The organism is Mycolicibacterium monacense (assembly GCF_010731575.1).
In the GTDB taxonomy this organism is placed as follows: Bacteria; Actinomycetota; Actinomycetes; order Mycobacteriales; family Mycobacteriaceae; genus Mycobacterium; species Mycobacterium monacense.
Window position 1 is genome coordinate 3,792,558 of the sequence record NZ_AP022617.1, and the last position, 17,259, is coordinate 3,809,816.

The following is a 17,259-nucleotide window of genomic DNA, read 5'->3' on the forward strand; positions in this document are numbered from 1 at the left end:
CATTTGTGTCTGCTCGCGCAGAGAGGTGACTAGCGGTAGTCGCTGTACCCGTAATCGTCCAGCGGCACCGCAGCGCCGGTCGCCTGGCCGAAGTCCGGGCTGTAGTACTGATCCTCGTAGGACGGGATCGTGTACGCCGCAGCGCGGGCCTCTTCGGTCGGCTGCACCTGGATGTTGCGGTAGCGGTTGATACCGGTACCGGCCGGGATCAGCTTGCCGATGATCACGTTCTCCTTCAGACCCTGCAGCTTGTCGCTGCGGCAGTTGATCGCCGCATCGGTCAGCACGCGAGTGGTCTCCTGGAACGACGCCGCCGACAGCCACGAATCGGTGGCCAGCGATGCCTTCGTGATACCCATCAGCACCGGACGGCCGGCGGCGGGCTCGCCACCTTCCGCGACGACGCGACGGTTCTCCGACTCGAACTCCGCACGCTCGGTCAGCGAGCCGGGCAGGAACTCCGTCGCACCCGAATCGATGATCGTGACGCGACGCAGCATCTGCCGGACGATGACCTCGATGTGCTTGTCGTGGATCGACACGCCCTGGGCCCGGTAGACCTCCTGGACCTCGTGGACCAGGTGGATCTGCACCTCACGCGGACCCTGCACACGCAGGACCTCGTGCGGATCGGCCGAACCCTCCATGAGCTGGTCGCCGACCTCGACGTGGTCGCCGTCGGAGAGCACGCCCTCGGAGCCGTCCTCGTGCTTGATCACACGCAGGCGCTGACGCTTGGAGAGCTTGTCGTAGACCACTTCCTCGCCACCGTCGTCCGGGACGATGGTGATCTTGTAGAAGCGCTCACCCTCCTCGAGCTGCACACGGCCGGAGACGTCGGCGATCGGCGCCTTGTTCCGCGGCACGCGGGCCTCGAAGAGCTCCTGCACGCGGGGCAGACCGCCGGTGATGTCCTCACCCACACCGCCCTGGTGGAAGGTGCGCATGGTCAGCTGCGTGCCGGGCTCACCGATGGACTGCGCGGCCACGATGCCGACGGCCTCGCCGATGTCGACCAGCTTGCCGGTCGCCATCGAACGGCCGTAGCACATGGCGCACACGCCGGTGGCCGACGCACAGGTCAGCACCGAACGCACCTTGACGTGGTCGATGCCGGCCGCCAGCAGCTTGTCGATGGCCGGGTCGCCCAGGTCGTGTCCACGCTCGATGACGACGTTGCCGTCGGCGTCGACCGCGTCGGTGGCCAGGGTGCGGGCGAACGCCGAGGTCTCGACGTGCGGATCGCGGATCAGGCTGCCGTCGGGCTGACGCTCGGCCAGCGTGACGTTGATGCCACGCTCGGTCTCGCAGTCGTGCTCGCGGACGATCACGTCCTGCGAAACGTCGACCAGACGACGGGTCAGGTAACCCGAGTCGGCGGTACGAAGTGCCGTGTCCGCCAGACCCTTACGGGCGCCGTGGGTGTTGATGAAGTACTCCAGCACCGTCAGGCCCTCGCGGAACGAGGACTTGATCGGCCGCGGGATGAACTCACCCTTCGGGTTGGTCACCAGACCCTTCATGCCGGCCAGCGTTCTGGTCTGCGTGAAGTTACCCGTGGCGCCCGACTTCACGATCGTGATGATCGGGTTGTCCGCCGGGTAGTGCTCCTCCAGGGCCTTACCGACCTCTTCGGTGGCGTCCTGCCAGATCTTGACCAGCGAGTCGTTGCGCTCCTTGTGGTTCAGGGCGCCACGCTGGTACTTGCGCTCGATCCCGTCGGCTTCCGCCTCGTAGCGGTCGAGGATCTCCTGCTTCTGCGGCGGCACGAGCACGTCGGCCATCGAGACCGTGACACCCGAACGGGTGGCCCAGTGGAAACCGGCGTCCTTGAGCTTGTCGACGGTCTGTGCGACGACGATCATCGGGAAGCGCTCGGCCAGATCGTTGATGATCCGGGCCTGCACCTTCTTGTGCATCTGCTCGTTGATGAACGGATACGAGATCGGCAGCAGCTCGTTGAACATCACGCGACCGAGCGTCGTCTCGGCGGTCCAGGCCAGGCCCGGCTTCCACCCGTTCTCGAACAGCTCGGCCTCCAGGGCGGCCGGCGGCCGCAGCTGGGTCAGCCGCACCTTGATCTTCGCGCGCACGCTCAGCGCACCGCGGTCCATCGCCATGATCGCCTCGGCGGGCGAGCTGTACACGCCCTCCTCCGGCTGATCCGTGGCGGCGGGACGGTACTCGCCCTTGTCGCCCTCGATCATCGTGGTCAGGAAGTACAGCCCGGTGACCATGTCCAGACGCGGCATGGCCAGCGGCTTACCCGACGCGGGCGACAGGATGTTGTTCGAGGACAGCATCAGGATGCGGGCCTCGGCCTGCGCCTCCGCACTCAGCGGAAGGTGCACGGCCATCTGGTCGCCGTCGAAGTCGGCGTTGAACGCCTCGCAGACCAGCGGGTGCAGCTGGATGGCCTTACCCTCGACCAGCTGCGGCTCGAAGGCCTGGATACCGAGGCGGTGCAGCGTGGGTGCGCGGTTCAGCAGAACCGGGTGCTCGGCGATGACCTCTTCGAGCACGTCCCACACCTGCGGACGCTGACGTTCCACCATGCGCTTGGCGCTCTTGATGTTCTGCGCGTGGTTCAGGTCGACCAGACGCTTCATCACGAACGGCTTGAACAGCTCGAGCGCCATCAGCTTCGGCAGACCGCACTGGTGCAGCTTCAGCTGGGGACCCACAACGATGACCGAACGGCCCGAGTAGTCGACGCGCTTACCGAGCAGGTTCTGACGGAACCGGCCCTGCTTGCCCTTGAGCAGATCGGACAGCGACTTGAGCGGACGGTTACCGGGCCCGGTGACGGGCCGGCCGCGACGGCCGTTGTCGAACAGCGCGTCCACCGACTCCTGGAGCATGCGCTTCTCGTTGTTGACGATGATCTCGGGCGCGCCGAGGTCGATCAGTCGCTTCAACCGGTTGTTGCGGTTGATCACGCGGCGGTACAGGTCGTTCAGGTCGGAGGTGGCGAAGCGGCCACCGTCGAGCTGAACCATCGGGCGCAGCTCCGGCGGGATCACCGGAACGGCGTCGAGCACCATGCCCATGGGCGAGTTGCGATTCGTCTGGAACGCCGCGACGACCTTCAGTCGCTTGAGCGCGCGCAGCTTCTTCTGACCCTTGCCGCTGCGGATGGTCTCGCGCAGGTTCTCGGCCTCGGCCTCGATGTCGAAGTTCTCGATGAGCTTCTTGATCGACTCCGCGCCCATGGCACCGGTGAAGTACTCGCCGTAACGGTCGACGAGCTCGCGGTAGAGCACCTCGTCGACGATGAGCTGCTTGGGAGCCAGCTTGGTGAAGGTGGTCCAGATCTCGTCGAGCCGGTCCAGCTCACGCTGGGCCCGGTCGCGGAGCTGACGCATCTCCCGCTCGCCGCCGTCGCGCACCTTGCGGCGCACGTCGCTCTTGGCGCCTTCGGCCTCGAGCTCGGCCAGGTCGGCCTCGAGCTTCTGGGCGCGGGCCTCCAGGTCGGCGTCGCGCTGATCCTCGACGGCCTTCTTCTCGACGACCATCTCGGCCTCGAGGGTCGAGAGCTCGTTGTGGCGCATCTCGTCGTTGACGTCGGTGATGACGTAGGCCGCGAAGTAGATGATCTTCTCGAGATCCTTCGGGGCCAGGTCGAGCAGGTAGCCCAACCGCGACGGCACACCCTTGAAGTACCAGATGTGCGTGACGGGTGCGGCCAGCTCGATGTGGCCCATCCGCTCACGACGCACCTTGGCGCGGGTCACCTCGACGCCGCAGCGCTCACAGATGATGCCCTTGAAGCGGACGCGCTTGTACTTGCCGCAGTAGCACTCCCAGTCGCGAGTCGGTCCGAAGATCTTCTCGCAGAACAGGCCATCCTTCTCCGGCTTGAGCGTGCGGTAGTTGATGGTCTCCGGCTTCTTGACCTCACCGTAGGACCACTGACGAATGTCGTCGGCGGTGGCGAGGCCGATCCGGAGCTCATCGAAGAAGTTGACGTCTAGCACGTAACTCCCTTTCCCCTTTCGGGATTAGAAAACATCAATATCGGCCGCGGCGGAGCCGCGGACTAGGCGAGGTCCTCGACGGACGCGGACTCGTTGCGGGACAGGTTGATTCCGAGGTTGGCAGCGGCACGCTCCAAGTCCTCGTCGTCACCGTCACGCATCTCGATCGCGGCACCGTCAGAAGACAACACCTCGACGTTGAGGCACAGCGACTGCAGTTCCTTGAGAAGCACCTTGAACGACTCCGGGATGCCCGGCTCGGGGATGTTCTCGCCCTTGACGATGGCCTCGTACACCTTGACGCGCCCGACGGTGTCGTCGGACTTGATCGTCAACAGCTCCTGCAGCGTGTAGGCGGCGCCGTAGGCCTGCATGGCCCAGCACTCCATCTCGCCGAACCGCTGACCACCGAACTGCGCCTTACCACCGAGCGGCTGCTGGGTGATCATCGAGTACGGACCGGTGGAGCGGGCGTGGATCTTGTCGTCCACCAGGTGGTGCAGCTTGAGGATGTACATGTAGCCGACCGTCACCGGGTACGGGAACGGTTCGCCACTGCGTCCGTCGAACAACTCGGCCTTGCCGTCCTCGTTGACCATGACGTCGCCGTCACGGTTGGGCAACGTGGAGGCGAGCAGACCCGACAGCTCGTTCTCGCGGGCACCGTCGAACACCGGGGTGGCGACGATGCTGTCCGACGGTGCCGAGTAGAGCTCCTCGGGGAGCTTCTCGGCCCAGTCCGGGACGCCGTCGGCACCGGCCACGTTGATGTTCCAGCCGGCCTTGGCCACCCACCCGAGGTGGGTCTCCAGGATCTGGCCGATGTTCATACGACGCGGCACACCGTGGGTGTTCAGGATGATGTCCACCGGGGTGCCGTCGGGCAGGAACGGCATGTCCTCGACGGGCAGGATCTTGCCGATGACGCCCTTGTTGCCGTGGCGTCCGGCCAGCTTGTCACCGTCGGAGATCTTGCGCTTCTGCGCGACGTACACGCGGACCAGCTCGTTGACGCCGGCGGGCAGCTCGTCGTCATCCTCGCGGGAGAACACGCGGATGCCGATGACCTTGCCGGACTCACCGTGGGGCACCTTGAGCGACGTGTCGCGGACCTCGCGCGCCTTCTCACCGAAGATCGCGCGGAGCAGCCGCTCCTCCGGGGTCAGCTCGGTCTCACCCTTCGGGGTGACCTTGCCGACCAGGATGTCGCCGTCACGGACCTCGGCGCCGATGCGGACGATGCCGCGCTCGTCGAGGTCGGCCAGCACCTCGTCGGAGACGTTCGGGATGTCCCGGGTGATCTCCTCGGCGCCCAGCTTGGTGTCACGGGCATCGATCTCGTGCTCTTCGATGTGAATCGAGGTGAGCACGTCCTCCTCAACCAGACGGTTGGAGAGGATGATCGCGTCCTCGTAGTTGTGGCCCTCCCACGGCATGATCGCCACGAGCAGGTTCTTGCCCAGGGCCATCTCACCGTTCTGGGTGCAGGGGCCGTCGGCGACGACCTGCCCCGCCTCGACACGCTGGCCGGCGTCCACGATCGGACGCTGGTTGGCGCAGGTGCCGTGGTTGGAGCGGGCGAACTTGCGCATCCGGTAGGTGTGCCGGGTGCCGTCGTCGGCCATCACGGTGATGTAGTCGGCGCTGACCTCTTCGACCACGCCCGCCTTCTCGCTGACGACGACGTCGCCGGCGTCGATCGCGGCGCGCAGCTCCATACCGGTGCCGACCAGCGGGGCCTCGCTGCGGACCAGCGGAACGGCCTGGCGCTGCATGTTGGCACCCATGAGGGCACGGTTGGCGTCGTCGTGCTCGAGGAACGGGATCATCGCCGTCGCGACCGACACCATCTGGCGCGGCGAGACGTCCATGTAGTCCACCTCGGTGGCCGACACGAACTCGACCTCGCCACCCTTCCGGCGGACCAGGACGCGGTCCTCGGTGAAGTGGCCCTCGTCGTCGAGCGGCGAGTTGGCCTGCGCCACGACGTGGCGGTCCTCCTCGTCGGCGGTGAGGTAGTCGATCTGGTCGGTGACCACACCGTTTTCGACCTTGCGGTACGGCGTCTCGATGAAGCCGAACGGGTTGACCCGGGCGTACACCGACAGCGAACCGATCAGGCCGATGTTCGGACCCTCAGGGGTCTCGATCGGGCACATGCGGCCGTAGTGGCTGGAGTGCACGTCGCGGACCTCGAGGCCGGCGCGCTCACGGGACAGACCACCGGGGCCCAGCGCCGAGAGACGCCTCTTATGAGTAAGCCCGGAAAGCGGGTTGTTCTGGTCCATGAACTGCGACAGCTGCGAGGTGCCGAAGAACTCCTTGATCGCCGCCACGACGGGACGGATGTTGATCAGGGTCTGCGGCGTGATCGCCTCGACGTCCTGGGTGGTCATGCGCTCACGCACGACACGTTCCATACGCGAGAGGCCGACGCGGATCTGGTTCTGGATCAGCTCGCCCACGGTGCGCAGACGACGGTTGCCGAAGTGGTCGATGTCATCGACCTCGACAGGGACCTCGACTCCTCCAGGAACAGTCATGGTCGCCTGACCTTCGTGCAGGCGCACCAGGTACTCGATCGTGGCGACGACGTCCTCTTCGGTCAGCGTCGAGCTGGTGATCGGCTTGTCGGTGTTGAGGCCGAGCTTCTTGTTGACCTTGTAGCGGCCGACGCGGGCCAGGTCGTAGCGCTTCTCCTTGAAGAACAGGTTCTCCAGCAGGGTCTGCGCGGACTCCTTGGTCGGCGGCTCGCCCGGACGCAGCTTCCGGTAGATGTCGAGCAGCGCCTCGTCGGTGCCTGCGGTGTTGTCCTTCTCCAGCGTGCTCATCATGATCTCGCTGAAGCCGAACCGCTCGGTGATCTGCTCGTTGGTCCAGCCGAGGGCCTTGAGCAGCACGGTCACGGGCTGACGACGCTTGCGGTCGATGCGGACGCCGACGGTGTCGCGCTTGTCGACGTCGAACTCCAGCCACGCACCGCGGCCGGGGATCACCTTGACGCTGTGCAGCGTCTTCTCGGTGGACTTGTCGATCGACTCGTCGAAGTACACACCCGGCGAGCGGACCAGCTGGCTCACCACGACACGCTCGGTGCCGTTGATGATGAAGGTGCCCTTCTCGGTCATCATCGGGAAGTCACCCATGAAGACCGTCTGGCTCTTGATCTCACCGGTGTTGTTGTTGATGAACTCCGCCGTGACGAACAGCGGGGCCGCGTACGTCATGTCCTTGTCTTTGCACTCGTCGACGGGTGCCTTGACCTCGTCGAAGCGCGGGTCGGAGAAGGACAGCGACATCGAGCCGGAGAAGTCCTCGATGGGCGAGAGCTCGGTCAGCACCTCTTCGAGGCCACCGGTCGGGTTCACGTCACCGCGTGCGGTGGCCCGCTGACGCCAGCTGTCGGCGCCGATCAGCCAGTCGAACGATTCCGTCTGCACGTCGAGAAGCCCCGGAACCTCGAGAGGCTCACGGAGCTTGGCGAAGGAAATGCGATTTGGTGCTCCGGGAACGGAGTTATTGGTGATAGCTTTTGCTGACTTGCTCTGGCTAGAGACTGCCAAGATGCATCCTTCCAGCACCTCAAGCGACTAGGGGGCCGGGGAACCGGACCTTGCGCCGCGTATCTGCGTCGGTTCGGCTGGCGTAACAGCCCGTCCGGACTCTCCGAAACACGGCACGCGTCTAGATCACTGAGTTTTGAAGGCTCAGGCCGGGACTAGCGTGTCGGGTGCAGGTGAGGTGGGCAGGATGCAGCCAGCGCAACGTCCAACAATAGCGCAGCGCGGCGCATTCCTCAACCTCCGTACAGCGGCCGCATGACACGACCGATCAGGCGCTGGCTGGCGTCCTCAATCCGTGCATACATGCTGCCCAACAGATTGGCCCGTCAAACGCCCGTCGTCAAGAGATAACGTGATCTTGTCTGTGGAAACCTCAGGATCGCCGGCACCTTCCGCGTCGAGTGTGCACTCACCGCGATGAATCGGCCGGAATTTCGCAGTGGGTTCACGTTCGGCGCAGCCCGAACCCCCAGAAACACATCAACCCCAGCAGACTCTGCTGGGGCTGATGGTGAAAGCTCGCGAAGGTCAGCCCTCGCGCGCCACGGGGATCGACGCCGTCGGAGCGTCGTCCTCGTGGTGCCGATGACGCGTCGTCGACTCGTCCGGGTAGTCCTGGACCTGCGACCCGCCACCGGTGTTCTCGAGGTCTTCCTTGATCGCCTGCTGGGCCTTCGGCGGCAGGGTGTGCAGGATCTCCCGCACGCGGGCCTGCCGGCGCCCGACCGCGCGACGCTCCGGCATACCGGGGGTCGCCTGGATCTGCGGCGGCACACCCTCGATCTCCTCGACGCCACCATCGTGGTGACCGGCGTCGACCATGGCCTGCTCTTCGGCCATCGTCGACTCGTCCTTCTCCTCGGACATACCGATCGGCCCGAGGCGACGGCCGTTGAGGAACTGACGCACCACCGGCTCGTCGGAGGTCAGCAGCACCTCGCGCGGCCCGAACATGACCAGGTGCTTGCGGAACAGCATGCCCATGTTGTCGGGCACCGTACGGGCGATGTTGATGTTGTGCGTGACGATGAGGATCGTGCAGTCGATCTGCGCGTTGATGTCGATCAGCAGCTGCGACAGGTACGCGGTACGGACCGGGTCCAGACCGGAGTCGGGCTCGTCGCAGAGGATGATCTGCGGGTCGAGCACCAGCGACCGGGCCAGGCCGGCGCGCTTGCGCATACCGCCGGAGATCTCGCCGGGGAACTTGTTCTCGTCGCCGCCGAGGCCGACGAGTTCGAGCTTCTCCATGACGATCTTGCGGATATCGCTTTCCTTCTTCTTCGTGTGCTCACGAAGCGGGAACGCGGTGTTGTCGTAGAGGCTCATCGAGCCGAACAACGCACCGTCCTGGAACATGACGCCGAACAGGGTGCGGATCTCGTAGAGCTCTTTGGCCGAGCACTCGATGATGTTTGTGCCGTCGACGATGATCTTGCCGCGCTCCGGGCGCAGCAAACCGATCAGCGACTTCAGGAACACCGACTTACCGGTACCGGACGGGCCCAGCAGCACGCTGACCTCACCGGCCGGGACCTCCATGGTCACGTCTTCCCAGATTCGCTGGGGCCCGAAGGACTTCGTCAGCCCCTCAACCTGAATGCCAATGCCCACGCGCGATCCTTCCCAGAGTGCCTTTTCGCCACGAATCCCAGGTCTGTGGCTTGAGTCACTGTAGCGCACGGTCGATTGTGGCGACACGAGTGTCCACAAGATCGTGACGCCGACTGACAGAAATACTAGAACGACGAAACCGCCCGGGATCCGAAGATCCCGGGCGGTTCGCGTGTAGTCGAGAACTACTTGACGGTGACCGTCGCGCCGGCGGCCTCGAGCTTGGCCTTGGCGTCGTCGGCAGCGTCCTTGGGAGCTTTCTCCAGGATCGGCTTCGGAGCGCTGTCGACCAGATCCTTGGCCTCCTTGAGGCCCAGGCCCGAGACGATCTCGCGGACGACCTTGATGACGCCGATCTTCTTCTCACCGGCGCTCTCGAGGATGACGTCGAACTCCGACTGCTCTTCGGCAGCCTCGGCGGGGGCGCCACCGGCGGGGCCGGCAGCGGCGACCGCGACCGGAGCGGCGGCGGTGACCTCGAAGGTCTCCTCGAACTGCTTGACGAACTCCGAGAGCTCCAGCAGCGTCATTTCCTTGAACGCGTCGAGCAACTCGTCAGTGGACAGCTTGGCCATGATTGGTCCTTCCTAGATTTTTTCTGTCTGTATCGGGGTGGTTTGTTGAGGCTTCTGCTACGCAGCTTCCTCAGCGGCCTTCTTCTCCTGCAGCGCCGCGGCGAGGCGGGCGACCTGCGACGCCGGGGCGTTGAACAGCCCGGCGGCCTTGGCGAGGTTGCCCTTCATCGCGCCGGCCAGCTTGGCCAGCAGAACCTCGCGGGATTCGAGGTCGGCGATCCGGTTGACCTCGTCGATGGAGAGCGCACGGCCCTCCATGTAGCCGCCCTTGATGACGAGCGCCTTGTGCTCCTTGGCGAAAGCCTTGATCGCCTTGGCGGCGTCGACCGGCTCGCCCTGGACGAACGCGATCGCGGTCGGGCCGGTGAACAGCTCGTCGAGGCCGTCGATGCCTGCTTCGGCAGCGGCGCGCTTGACCAGCGTGTTCTTTGCGACGGTGTAGGTGGCGGACTCCCCGAGCGAGCGACGCAGCTGCGCGAGGTTTGCCACCGTCAGCCCGCGGTACTCGGTGACGACGGTGGCCGTCGCCTCCTTGAACTGCTCGGCAATGTCGGCAACCGCCGTGGCCTTGTCAGCCTTGGCCATGCATGCCTCCTTGTGGTGGGTATCGGACGCACCACCGAAGCGAAGGAAGGCCGGAAAACGACGAACGCCCCGACGCAGACAGGTCGGGGCGCAGAACAGCTACTGCCTCGTCCTCCTACGTGGGCCGCCGGATCGAATCCGGACCTTCAACCGATCACTCTTGCTATCGCGCAAGCGCTCATCGGTGACCAACGGTCTTCGGTGGAACCACAGAAGAATAGCGGACGAGGCCGCGATCAGCCAAAACGCACTCACCCCTCCCGCCGAGCAGACGCAAATGTCCCCATTCTCGGGCGATTTCGGGCACTTTTGCGTCTGCTCGCGGGGTAGGAGCGAGGGCCGGCTACTCGGGGGACAGCCGCTCCGGGGCCTCGGCGGGGGTGAGCCGCTCGGGGGTCTCGGCGGGGGTCAGACGTTCGGGTGTCTCGCTCGGCGTACCGGGGTTGGGGGTCTGGGCGGGCTGGGGTTCGGACGGAGCGGTCATGACGGTCGCGTACCCGATCCGGTCATCCGGCAATCGCCAGCGCCGCGGCGCCGACCAGCCCGGCCTCACCGCCCAGTTCGGCGGGCAGCACCCGCAGACCCCGCAGGAAGCTCAGCCCGGCGTACTCGGCCAGCGCCGCCCGCACCGGGTCGAACAGCAGCGCACCCGACCGCGCCACTCCCCCGCCGATCACCACCAGATCGAGGTCGCACACCGCGCCGACGGACGCGATCATCGCCGCCACGGCCCGCGCACCGCGCGCGTACGCCCGCAGCGCGACCTCGGATCCGGCGAGCGCGGCGTCGGCCAGTTCCTTGGCGTCGGCCTCGGGCGGGGCGGCCCATCCCTGCGAGCGCGCCCACTGCGCCATCCGGGGTCCGGCCGCGACGGTCTCCACGCAGCCGTGCCCACCGCACGAACACCGCGCACCGCCCGGGTCGACGACGACGTGCCCGACGTGGCCCGCGTTGCCGGTGCGCCCGTCGTAAGGGGCGCCGTCGAGCACCAGCCCGCCGCCGACCCCGGTCGACACCACCATGCCCAGCAGGAACTGCGCATCGCGCGCGGCGCCGCGCCACCGCTCACCCATCGCCATGCACAGCCCGTCACCGCCGAGGCGCACCGGCAGACCGGTCAGCGACGCGACCCGGGAGACGATCGGAAAGCCTTGCCACACAGTCAGATTGATCGGACTCACGGTGCCGGTCGGCAGGTCGATCGGCCCGGCCGAGGCGATACCCGCGCGTCGCACCGCACCGTCACCGGCGGACATCGCCTCGGCGATCAGCCGGGAGGTCACCGCCCACACCGCCTCGGCGTCGCTGTGCGGCGTGGGCAGCTGGGCCCGCTGCACGACGGTGCCGTCGGCGTCGACGAGCCCGACGGCGATCTTCGTGCCGCCGATGTCCAGGGCCAGCGTCAGGTCGGTCATTTCAGTGCCTGTGCGTGTTGTCGGGTTGGGTGGGGTCGCCGGGGTGTTCGTATCCGGGGGCGAGGTGGACCGCGGCGGCGCAGCGCGCGTCGAGCCAGCGGCGGAACTCCCGGCGTCGCGCGGCGGCGCGCAGGTCGGCGCGGATACCGCCGGCGACCAGGTGCAGCGGGGCGACCGGACCGTCGGGTCGCCGCCACCCGTCGACCACGTCGAAGCTGCGGAACTGCAACGGGTTTCGCTCGTAGTAGGCGCGGACCTCGGCGTCGCCGACGTCGACGTGCGCGGTCACGCCGGCGAACACCGCACGCGCCCGCGGGCAGGCCAGCACCGAACCGGCGATGCTGCCGATCTCCAGGCGCGCCGCCGCATCGGGCAGCAGCGCGTCCTCGTCGGGGGCGTCGTCCTCGCACACGTTCACAGCGGCAGCCTCGGCGGCGACGACCCGCTCGGCGACGAGCAGTTGGGTCAGCCACCGCCGGAGTTGGCGGCCCTCGCTGGTGCCGGGTCGCGGTAACGCGGCCGCGGGGACGGCGGAGCGCAGGCGTGCCTCGCGCGCATCGACCTCGCTCACCAGAAGCGGGGCACCGAAGACGGTTGCGGCCACGGTCATCGGACCACCACCTCGACCGCGGGCGAGTAGACCAGCCGTCCCGCCGCGGCGACGCGGATCAACGCCCACCACCGGCCGGGCGGCAGCCACCGCGGCGGCCGGACGTCGAAGGACAGGGTGACGGATCCGCAGGCGGGCAGGTCGGCGCCGATGGCCGCCGGGCCCATCCACTCCCAGGTGCCCCAGGGGCTGATCAGGTGCGCTTCGACGGACAGGTCGGCGCGTGCGTCGGTGGCGACGGTCACCGACAGCCGGGCCGAGGTGCCGCGACGGATGTCGACGGGCTCGGGTTCGGCTGTCAGACGAAGGATTTCACCACCGGCGGACGTACCGACGGTGAGAACGCAGACGTCCTCGACGGTCTGTCGCCACGCGGCGGGGATGTGCCCGTCGCCGCCGGTCACCACGAGCGAGGCGCGGATCGGGTACAGGCCCGCGGGGGCGTCGGCAGGCACGGTGACGACCGGGTCGGCCTCGAGGTGTTCGCCGGGCGGCAGGACGAAGGGCAGTTCGGCCGGTTCCACCGCCCATCCCGGCGGGCAGGTGAGCCGCACGTGTCCGTGCAGTGCCGCGTCGGTGCAGTCGGATGCGGCGGTCAGGCGCAACCGCACCTCGTCGCCGGCCGACGCAGCGACCCGCGAGGGGTGCAGGTGCGCGACGGCGGGCAGCCCGCCCATGGGTGCCGGCCCGCGGTTGTGCAACCAGTAGCGGGCGTAAAGGGGTTGGGCCGCTTCGGCTTCGGTGGCCAGCGTGACCTGCGAGGCGTCGACGACCTTCGGCAGGTGCAGCCGCCCGCTCACCGTGGCGATCTCGAAACCGTGCAACCGCAGCGCGCCGTCCCCGTCGACGGGTTGCTCGAGCAGGTCGACGCGGCGGTCGGCCGCGAGGCGGTGCAGACCGGAGGTGATCGCGACGTCCGCCGACGCGCCGCGGGATTCGACCACTCGGACGCTGATCCCGTCGGCCGGGTCCACCGCGGCGCTGCGCCCGGCGGCCAACGGGTTTCCGGTCACCTTGAGCGCGGCCAGCGCGGCGCTGCCCGGCGGCGAGATCTCGAGCAGCGAACCCCAGGCCGGCAACCCACCCTCGTGGGAGCCGCCGGCGACGGCGAGCAGCGGACGGGAGAACTCGGCGCTGTGCGCGGCGACCTCGCTGTCGCGCCAGTCGCCGTCCCCGGACACCAGCGCGTAGTCGAATGTGTGTGTCCAGTGCTGCAATTGGAAGTTCGAACCGTCCGGGGCGGTACGCCGCGGCGGGTCGATCCAGGTGCCCGACGGCCATCCTGTGCACGAGCGCATCAGCGAGGTGTGCAACGTGCCGTCCGGTTCGACCGCGAACGACGGCACCCCCCGGTTGAGCAGTGCGACGGTGCGGTGCTCGAACGGTTCGCCCACCGCATCGGCCCGCTGGTCGACGGTGATCTCGGCGTCGGCGAGGTCACAGACCACCGCGTCCACATCGCCGGCGAGGATCAGCACCGGGAGCGCGCGCACCCCGCGCAGATCGGCGTCGGGCACCCAGGCGTCGCGCAACGGCGTCGCGGCGGGCACCCACACCCGCGCCGCCCCGTGGGCGTCGAGCTGACGCGCCAGCTCCGCCCCGTAGGACTCGTCGGCCGCCGCGAGAACCGCTGCGACGAAGGCGTTTTCCGACGGCCCGCCCACCGCGATGCGGGTGTCCGGCAGGTTCGAGTCGACGCTGAGGTCGCCGTAGCGGGGGCCGTCGGCGGCGCTGCAGGTGGCGGTCACCCCGGCCCGCGCGAGCGCCACCACCAGGTCGCGGGCCACCTCGGGAGCCGCGACGACCTCGGCGACCGACACCGCGTGCACCTGCTCGCCCACCCGTACGCGCACGGTCGAGGACAGGCCGAACCAGCCGTAGGCCGGATTGTCCAGCGTCCAGGGATGTTTCGCCGCGTCGACCACACCGTCGCGCGCATGCAGCAGCCCGAACCCGCGGCCGACGACGGCGTCGCCGACCTCGCTGAGCGGCCGCGCGCCCGGCACCGGACACGGCCAGCGCAGCCGCAGCAGCTTGTCCGCGCCGGTGAACTCGTCGATCACCGTCCGGCAGTCGACCCGCTCCACCCCGTGCCACAGCGTGACGGTCTGCGTGTACCGCAACACGTCGCCGATGCGGCCGCGCACCACGAGTCGCTGACCGAGCGGGCTCGTGAACGCCTGCACCTCGGCCGGATTCGCCGACGACGCCACCACCGGACCCTTGGGCAGCAGGTGCCACGGCCCCTCACCGGCCTGCGGGTGCGCCGGGTGTTCGTCGTAGACCGCCAGCTCGTTGCCCACCGCACCGGGTGCGATGAGTTCGCGCCCGCCGTCGAGCAGCGACACCACCGCGCCGCCGCGGGTCGGATCCACGGACAGCGCGTACCGCTCGTTGGAGATCGCCACCCCGTCGACGGGCTGCCACGCCCCGGCAGCGCCGGGACACCGCCGGTAGGCCCGCCAGCCCAGCGACGGGACGTCGCGCGCGGGCCAGCTGACCGTATGGCCGTCGTCGTCGACGACGACGGGCACCTCGACGCCGTCGCCGTCACACAGGCCGCCCTCGAACGGCGCGTCGACCCGCATCATCACCACGTCGGTTCGGCTGTGGCCCAACGCATTCCACACCACGAACGCGCCGTCGACCGCGTCGGACAGCAGCCGTAGCGCGTTGTCGCGCACCGTCGTGCCGATGTCCCAGGCGTCGCGCCAGTCGGTCAGCAGGTCGAGGTACACCTGATCGGATTCCGATCCGGTGATCGCGTCGTGGTGGGCGCCGTAGGCCAGCTGCACCCACGCCTTGGCCAGCGCCGCGTCCGGATACGCGCAGCCCCCGAGCAGCCCGGCGAACACCGCGAACTTCTCCGCGTCGAGCACGGCGTCCTCGGCGGCGCGGTTGGCCTGTTTGGTGTCGATGTAGGAGACGTCCTTACCGGTGTAGATCGGGTTCATGTCCCGGCTCTGCGGTGACGGCGTCAGCCCGCGGTCGTACATCTCGGCGCGCACGGCGGCGAAGAACTCCCGCGGCAGCCCGCACACGAAGCGCGGCCAGGTGTAGCGGGCGTTCCAGTCGCGGTGGATCTCGGTGACCCACTTGTTGGGTGGGGTGTAGTCGGTGCCGACGGGCAGCAGCACGTTGCGGGTCAGCGCCACCGACTTCAGCTCGGTGTACAGCCGGTGGGTCGCCTCCTGCGCGTCGGTCAGCGAGGCCGCTGAATCCATCCACCAGCCCGCCGAGTAGTGCGCGGGCATGTAGTGGGTCAGCAGCCCGCGTCCCGACGGCGCGACCCATTCGAACTCGCTGCTGAACTGCATGCGGCGCGGGTCGCCGCCGCCGGCCATCGGCCCCCACTGGTGGTGCGGTCCGCGCGCCCACGAACTCGACGTCAGGCCGGCGTCGGCGGCCATGCCGGGGAACTGCGGATCGTGGCCGAACGCGTCGAGCTGCCATGCCGTCGCCGGCGACGCCCCCAGCACGGAGCGTTGAAAACCGGTGCCGTACACGAAGTTCCGGATGGTCGTCTCGGGGCTGGTGAGGTTGGTGTTCGGCTCGTTGTAGGTGCCGCCCATGATCTCGACGCGCCCGTCGGCGATCAGCCGGCGCAGGTCAGCGCGGTCCTCGGGGTGGGTGTCCCAGTACGGTTTGAGGTAGTCCACCTCGGCGAGCACGAACTTGTACACGGGGTCGCGGCGCGCCATCTCGAGATGTGCCCGCACCAAAGCGAATCCGTGGGTCTGGCGGCACTGTCCGGGCGGGTCCTCGGTCCACACGCTGGTGTAGGCGCCCTGGGTGTTCCACCACACCGGGTCGTAGTGGAAGTGGCTGATCATGAACAGAGTCCAGCCGGGTTCGGCGACGGTGAACTCGAAGCGGTGCCCGCCGGCGACCGCGTCCCGGCGCTCCCCGGGCACCGGATCGCGCACGGCGACCGGCACCTCGACGGACCCGTCGCCCGCGGGCACGGACACCTCACCCTCGAGGCCGGGGCCCGAGACGCGCACCGCGGCCCCGCCGTCGCGGTAGGTCACCCGGACGACCTGCTGCGGTGCGTCCGGCGGACCGACGAACAGATCCGTCGACTCCGCGGAGAGGACGTGCACGCTGGGAAACCCTACGGCGTCAGTCGCGGGAAATGTCGACGACGAGCGCGCGGTGATCGGAAATCGGCAGACTCACCGCCGAGCACTTCTCGACGCGCAACCGCGGATCGTCGGTGAGGACGTGGTCGAGTTGGCGGTCGGGGGCGTGGGCCGGGAAGGTCAGCCCCTCCCCGAGGCTGCGCATCCGCGCCCACCGGGCCGGAGTGGGTGGGCTCATGTTGAGGTCACCGAGGAGCATCCTCGGCCCCTTGAACCCGCGCAGGTCCCGCACGAGGTGCCGCATCTGCACCCGATTCCAGCCGGGCACGAACGACAGGTGGGTGTTGGCGACGGTCAGCGGCCCGAGCGGGGTGTCGAAGGTGCCGACCATCGCGGCGCGGGGTTCCTCGTTGACGATCTGCACCCGGTTGGGGCCGGGCAGGTACATCGGGAAGGGCACCGGGATCCGCGGTAGCCGCACCACCTGCCAGGTCTCGGCCGGGAACCGGGACAGCAGCGCGATGCCGTAGGCCGCGGTCCCGGGCTGCTCACGGCCGGTGGCGGCCATCCACGTCGCCCCGGGGGTGCCGGCGATCGCGGCGACGAACCGGTGGCTGACCGCGTGCATGGCCTCGGCCGCGACGGCGGTCAGGTCGGTCGTCCCCGAGCGGGGTTGGTGCAGGTCCACCTCCTGCAGCGCGACGATGTCGGCGTCGAGTTCGCGGATGGACTGCGCCAACCGGTCGACGTCGACCTCACCGTCGTGCACGCTTCGCCCGTGCAGAATGTTGAATGTCGCCACACGCATGGGGTACTAGGTACCCGCCTCGGCAAATCA

The 17,259-nt window shown here is 68.2% G+C and carries 10 protein-coding genes; all 10 read right to left on the reverse strand.

Annotation, left to right across the window (positions count from 1 at the left end; translation table 11 throughout):
• Positions 1-29 precede the first annotated feature (29 nt).
• Positions 30-3,977 (reverse strand): DNA-directed RNA polymerase subunit beta', encoded by a 3,948-nt coding sequence (locus tag G6N49_RS18265; protein WP_011558388.1) that lies wholly within the window; start codon positions 3,975-3,977, stop codon positions 30-32.
• Positions 3,978-4,039: 62 nt separating this feature from the next.
• Positions 4,040-7,558, reverse strand: coding sequence for a DNA-directed RNA polymerase subunit beta (rpoB, locus tag G6N49_RS18270; protein WP_011854801.1), 3,519 nt, complete (start codon positions 7,556-7,558; stop codon positions 4,040-4,042).
• Positions 7,559-8,068: 510 nt separating this feature from the next.
• Positions 8,069-9,154: an ABC transporter ATP-binding protein gene (locus G6N49_RS18275; RefSeq protein ID WP_011854800.1), complete on the reverse strand. Its 1,086-nt coding sequence runs from the start codon at positions 9,152-9,154 to the stop codon at positions 8,069-8,071.
• Between the two features lie 185 nt (positions 9,155-9,339).
• Entirely contained in the window at positions 9,340-9,729 is a 390-nt protein-coding gene (rplL, locus tag G6N49_RS18280; RefSeq protein WP_011558385.1) for a 50S ribosomal protein L7/L12, read from the reverse strand.
• Between the two features lie 57 nt (positions 9,730-9,786).
• The gene (gene rplJ, locus G6N49_RS18285) at positions 9,787-10,314 is read right to left on the reverse strand and encodes a 50S ribosomal protein L10 (protein ID WP_011854799.1); all 528 of its coding nucleotides are present in this window, start codon (positions 10,312-10,314) and stop codon (positions 9,787-9,789) included.
• Between the two features lie 343 nt (positions 10,315-10,657).
• Entirely contained in the window at positions 10,658-10,798 is a 141-nt protein-coding gene (locus G6N49_RS29210; RefSeq protein WP_165608087.1) for a hypothetical protein, read from the reverse strand.
• 22 nt (positions 10,799-10,820) lie between these two features.
• Positions 10,821-11,729 (reverse strand): ROK family protein, encoded by a 909-nt coding sequence (locus tag G6N49_RS18290; protein ID WP_011854798.1) that lies wholly within the window; start codon positions 11,727-11,729, stop codon positions 10,821-10,823.
• A 1-nt stretch (position 11,730) separates the two neighbouring features.
• A complete protein-coding gene (locus G6N49_RS18295) occupies positions 11,731-12,339 on the reverse strand; it encodes a DUF7158 domain-containing protein (RefSeq protein WP_083045544.1) in 609 nt (202 codons plus the stop codon).
• Entirely contained in the window at positions 12,336-16,442 is a 4,107-nt protein-coding gene (locus G6N49_RS18300; protein ID WP_083045545.1) for a glycoside hydrolase family 38 N-terminal domain-containing protein, read from the reverse strand. Before G6N49_RS18300 ends, G6N49_RS18295 begins: the two co-directional genes overlap by 4 nt.
• A 19-nt stretch (positions 16,443-16,461) precedes the next feature.
• Entirely contained in the window at positions 16,462-17,229 is a 768-nt protein-coding gene (locus G6N49_RS18305; protein WP_011854795.1) for an endonuclease/exonuclease/phosphatase family protein, read from the reverse strand.
• Positions 17,230-17,259 lie beyond the last annotated feature (30 nt).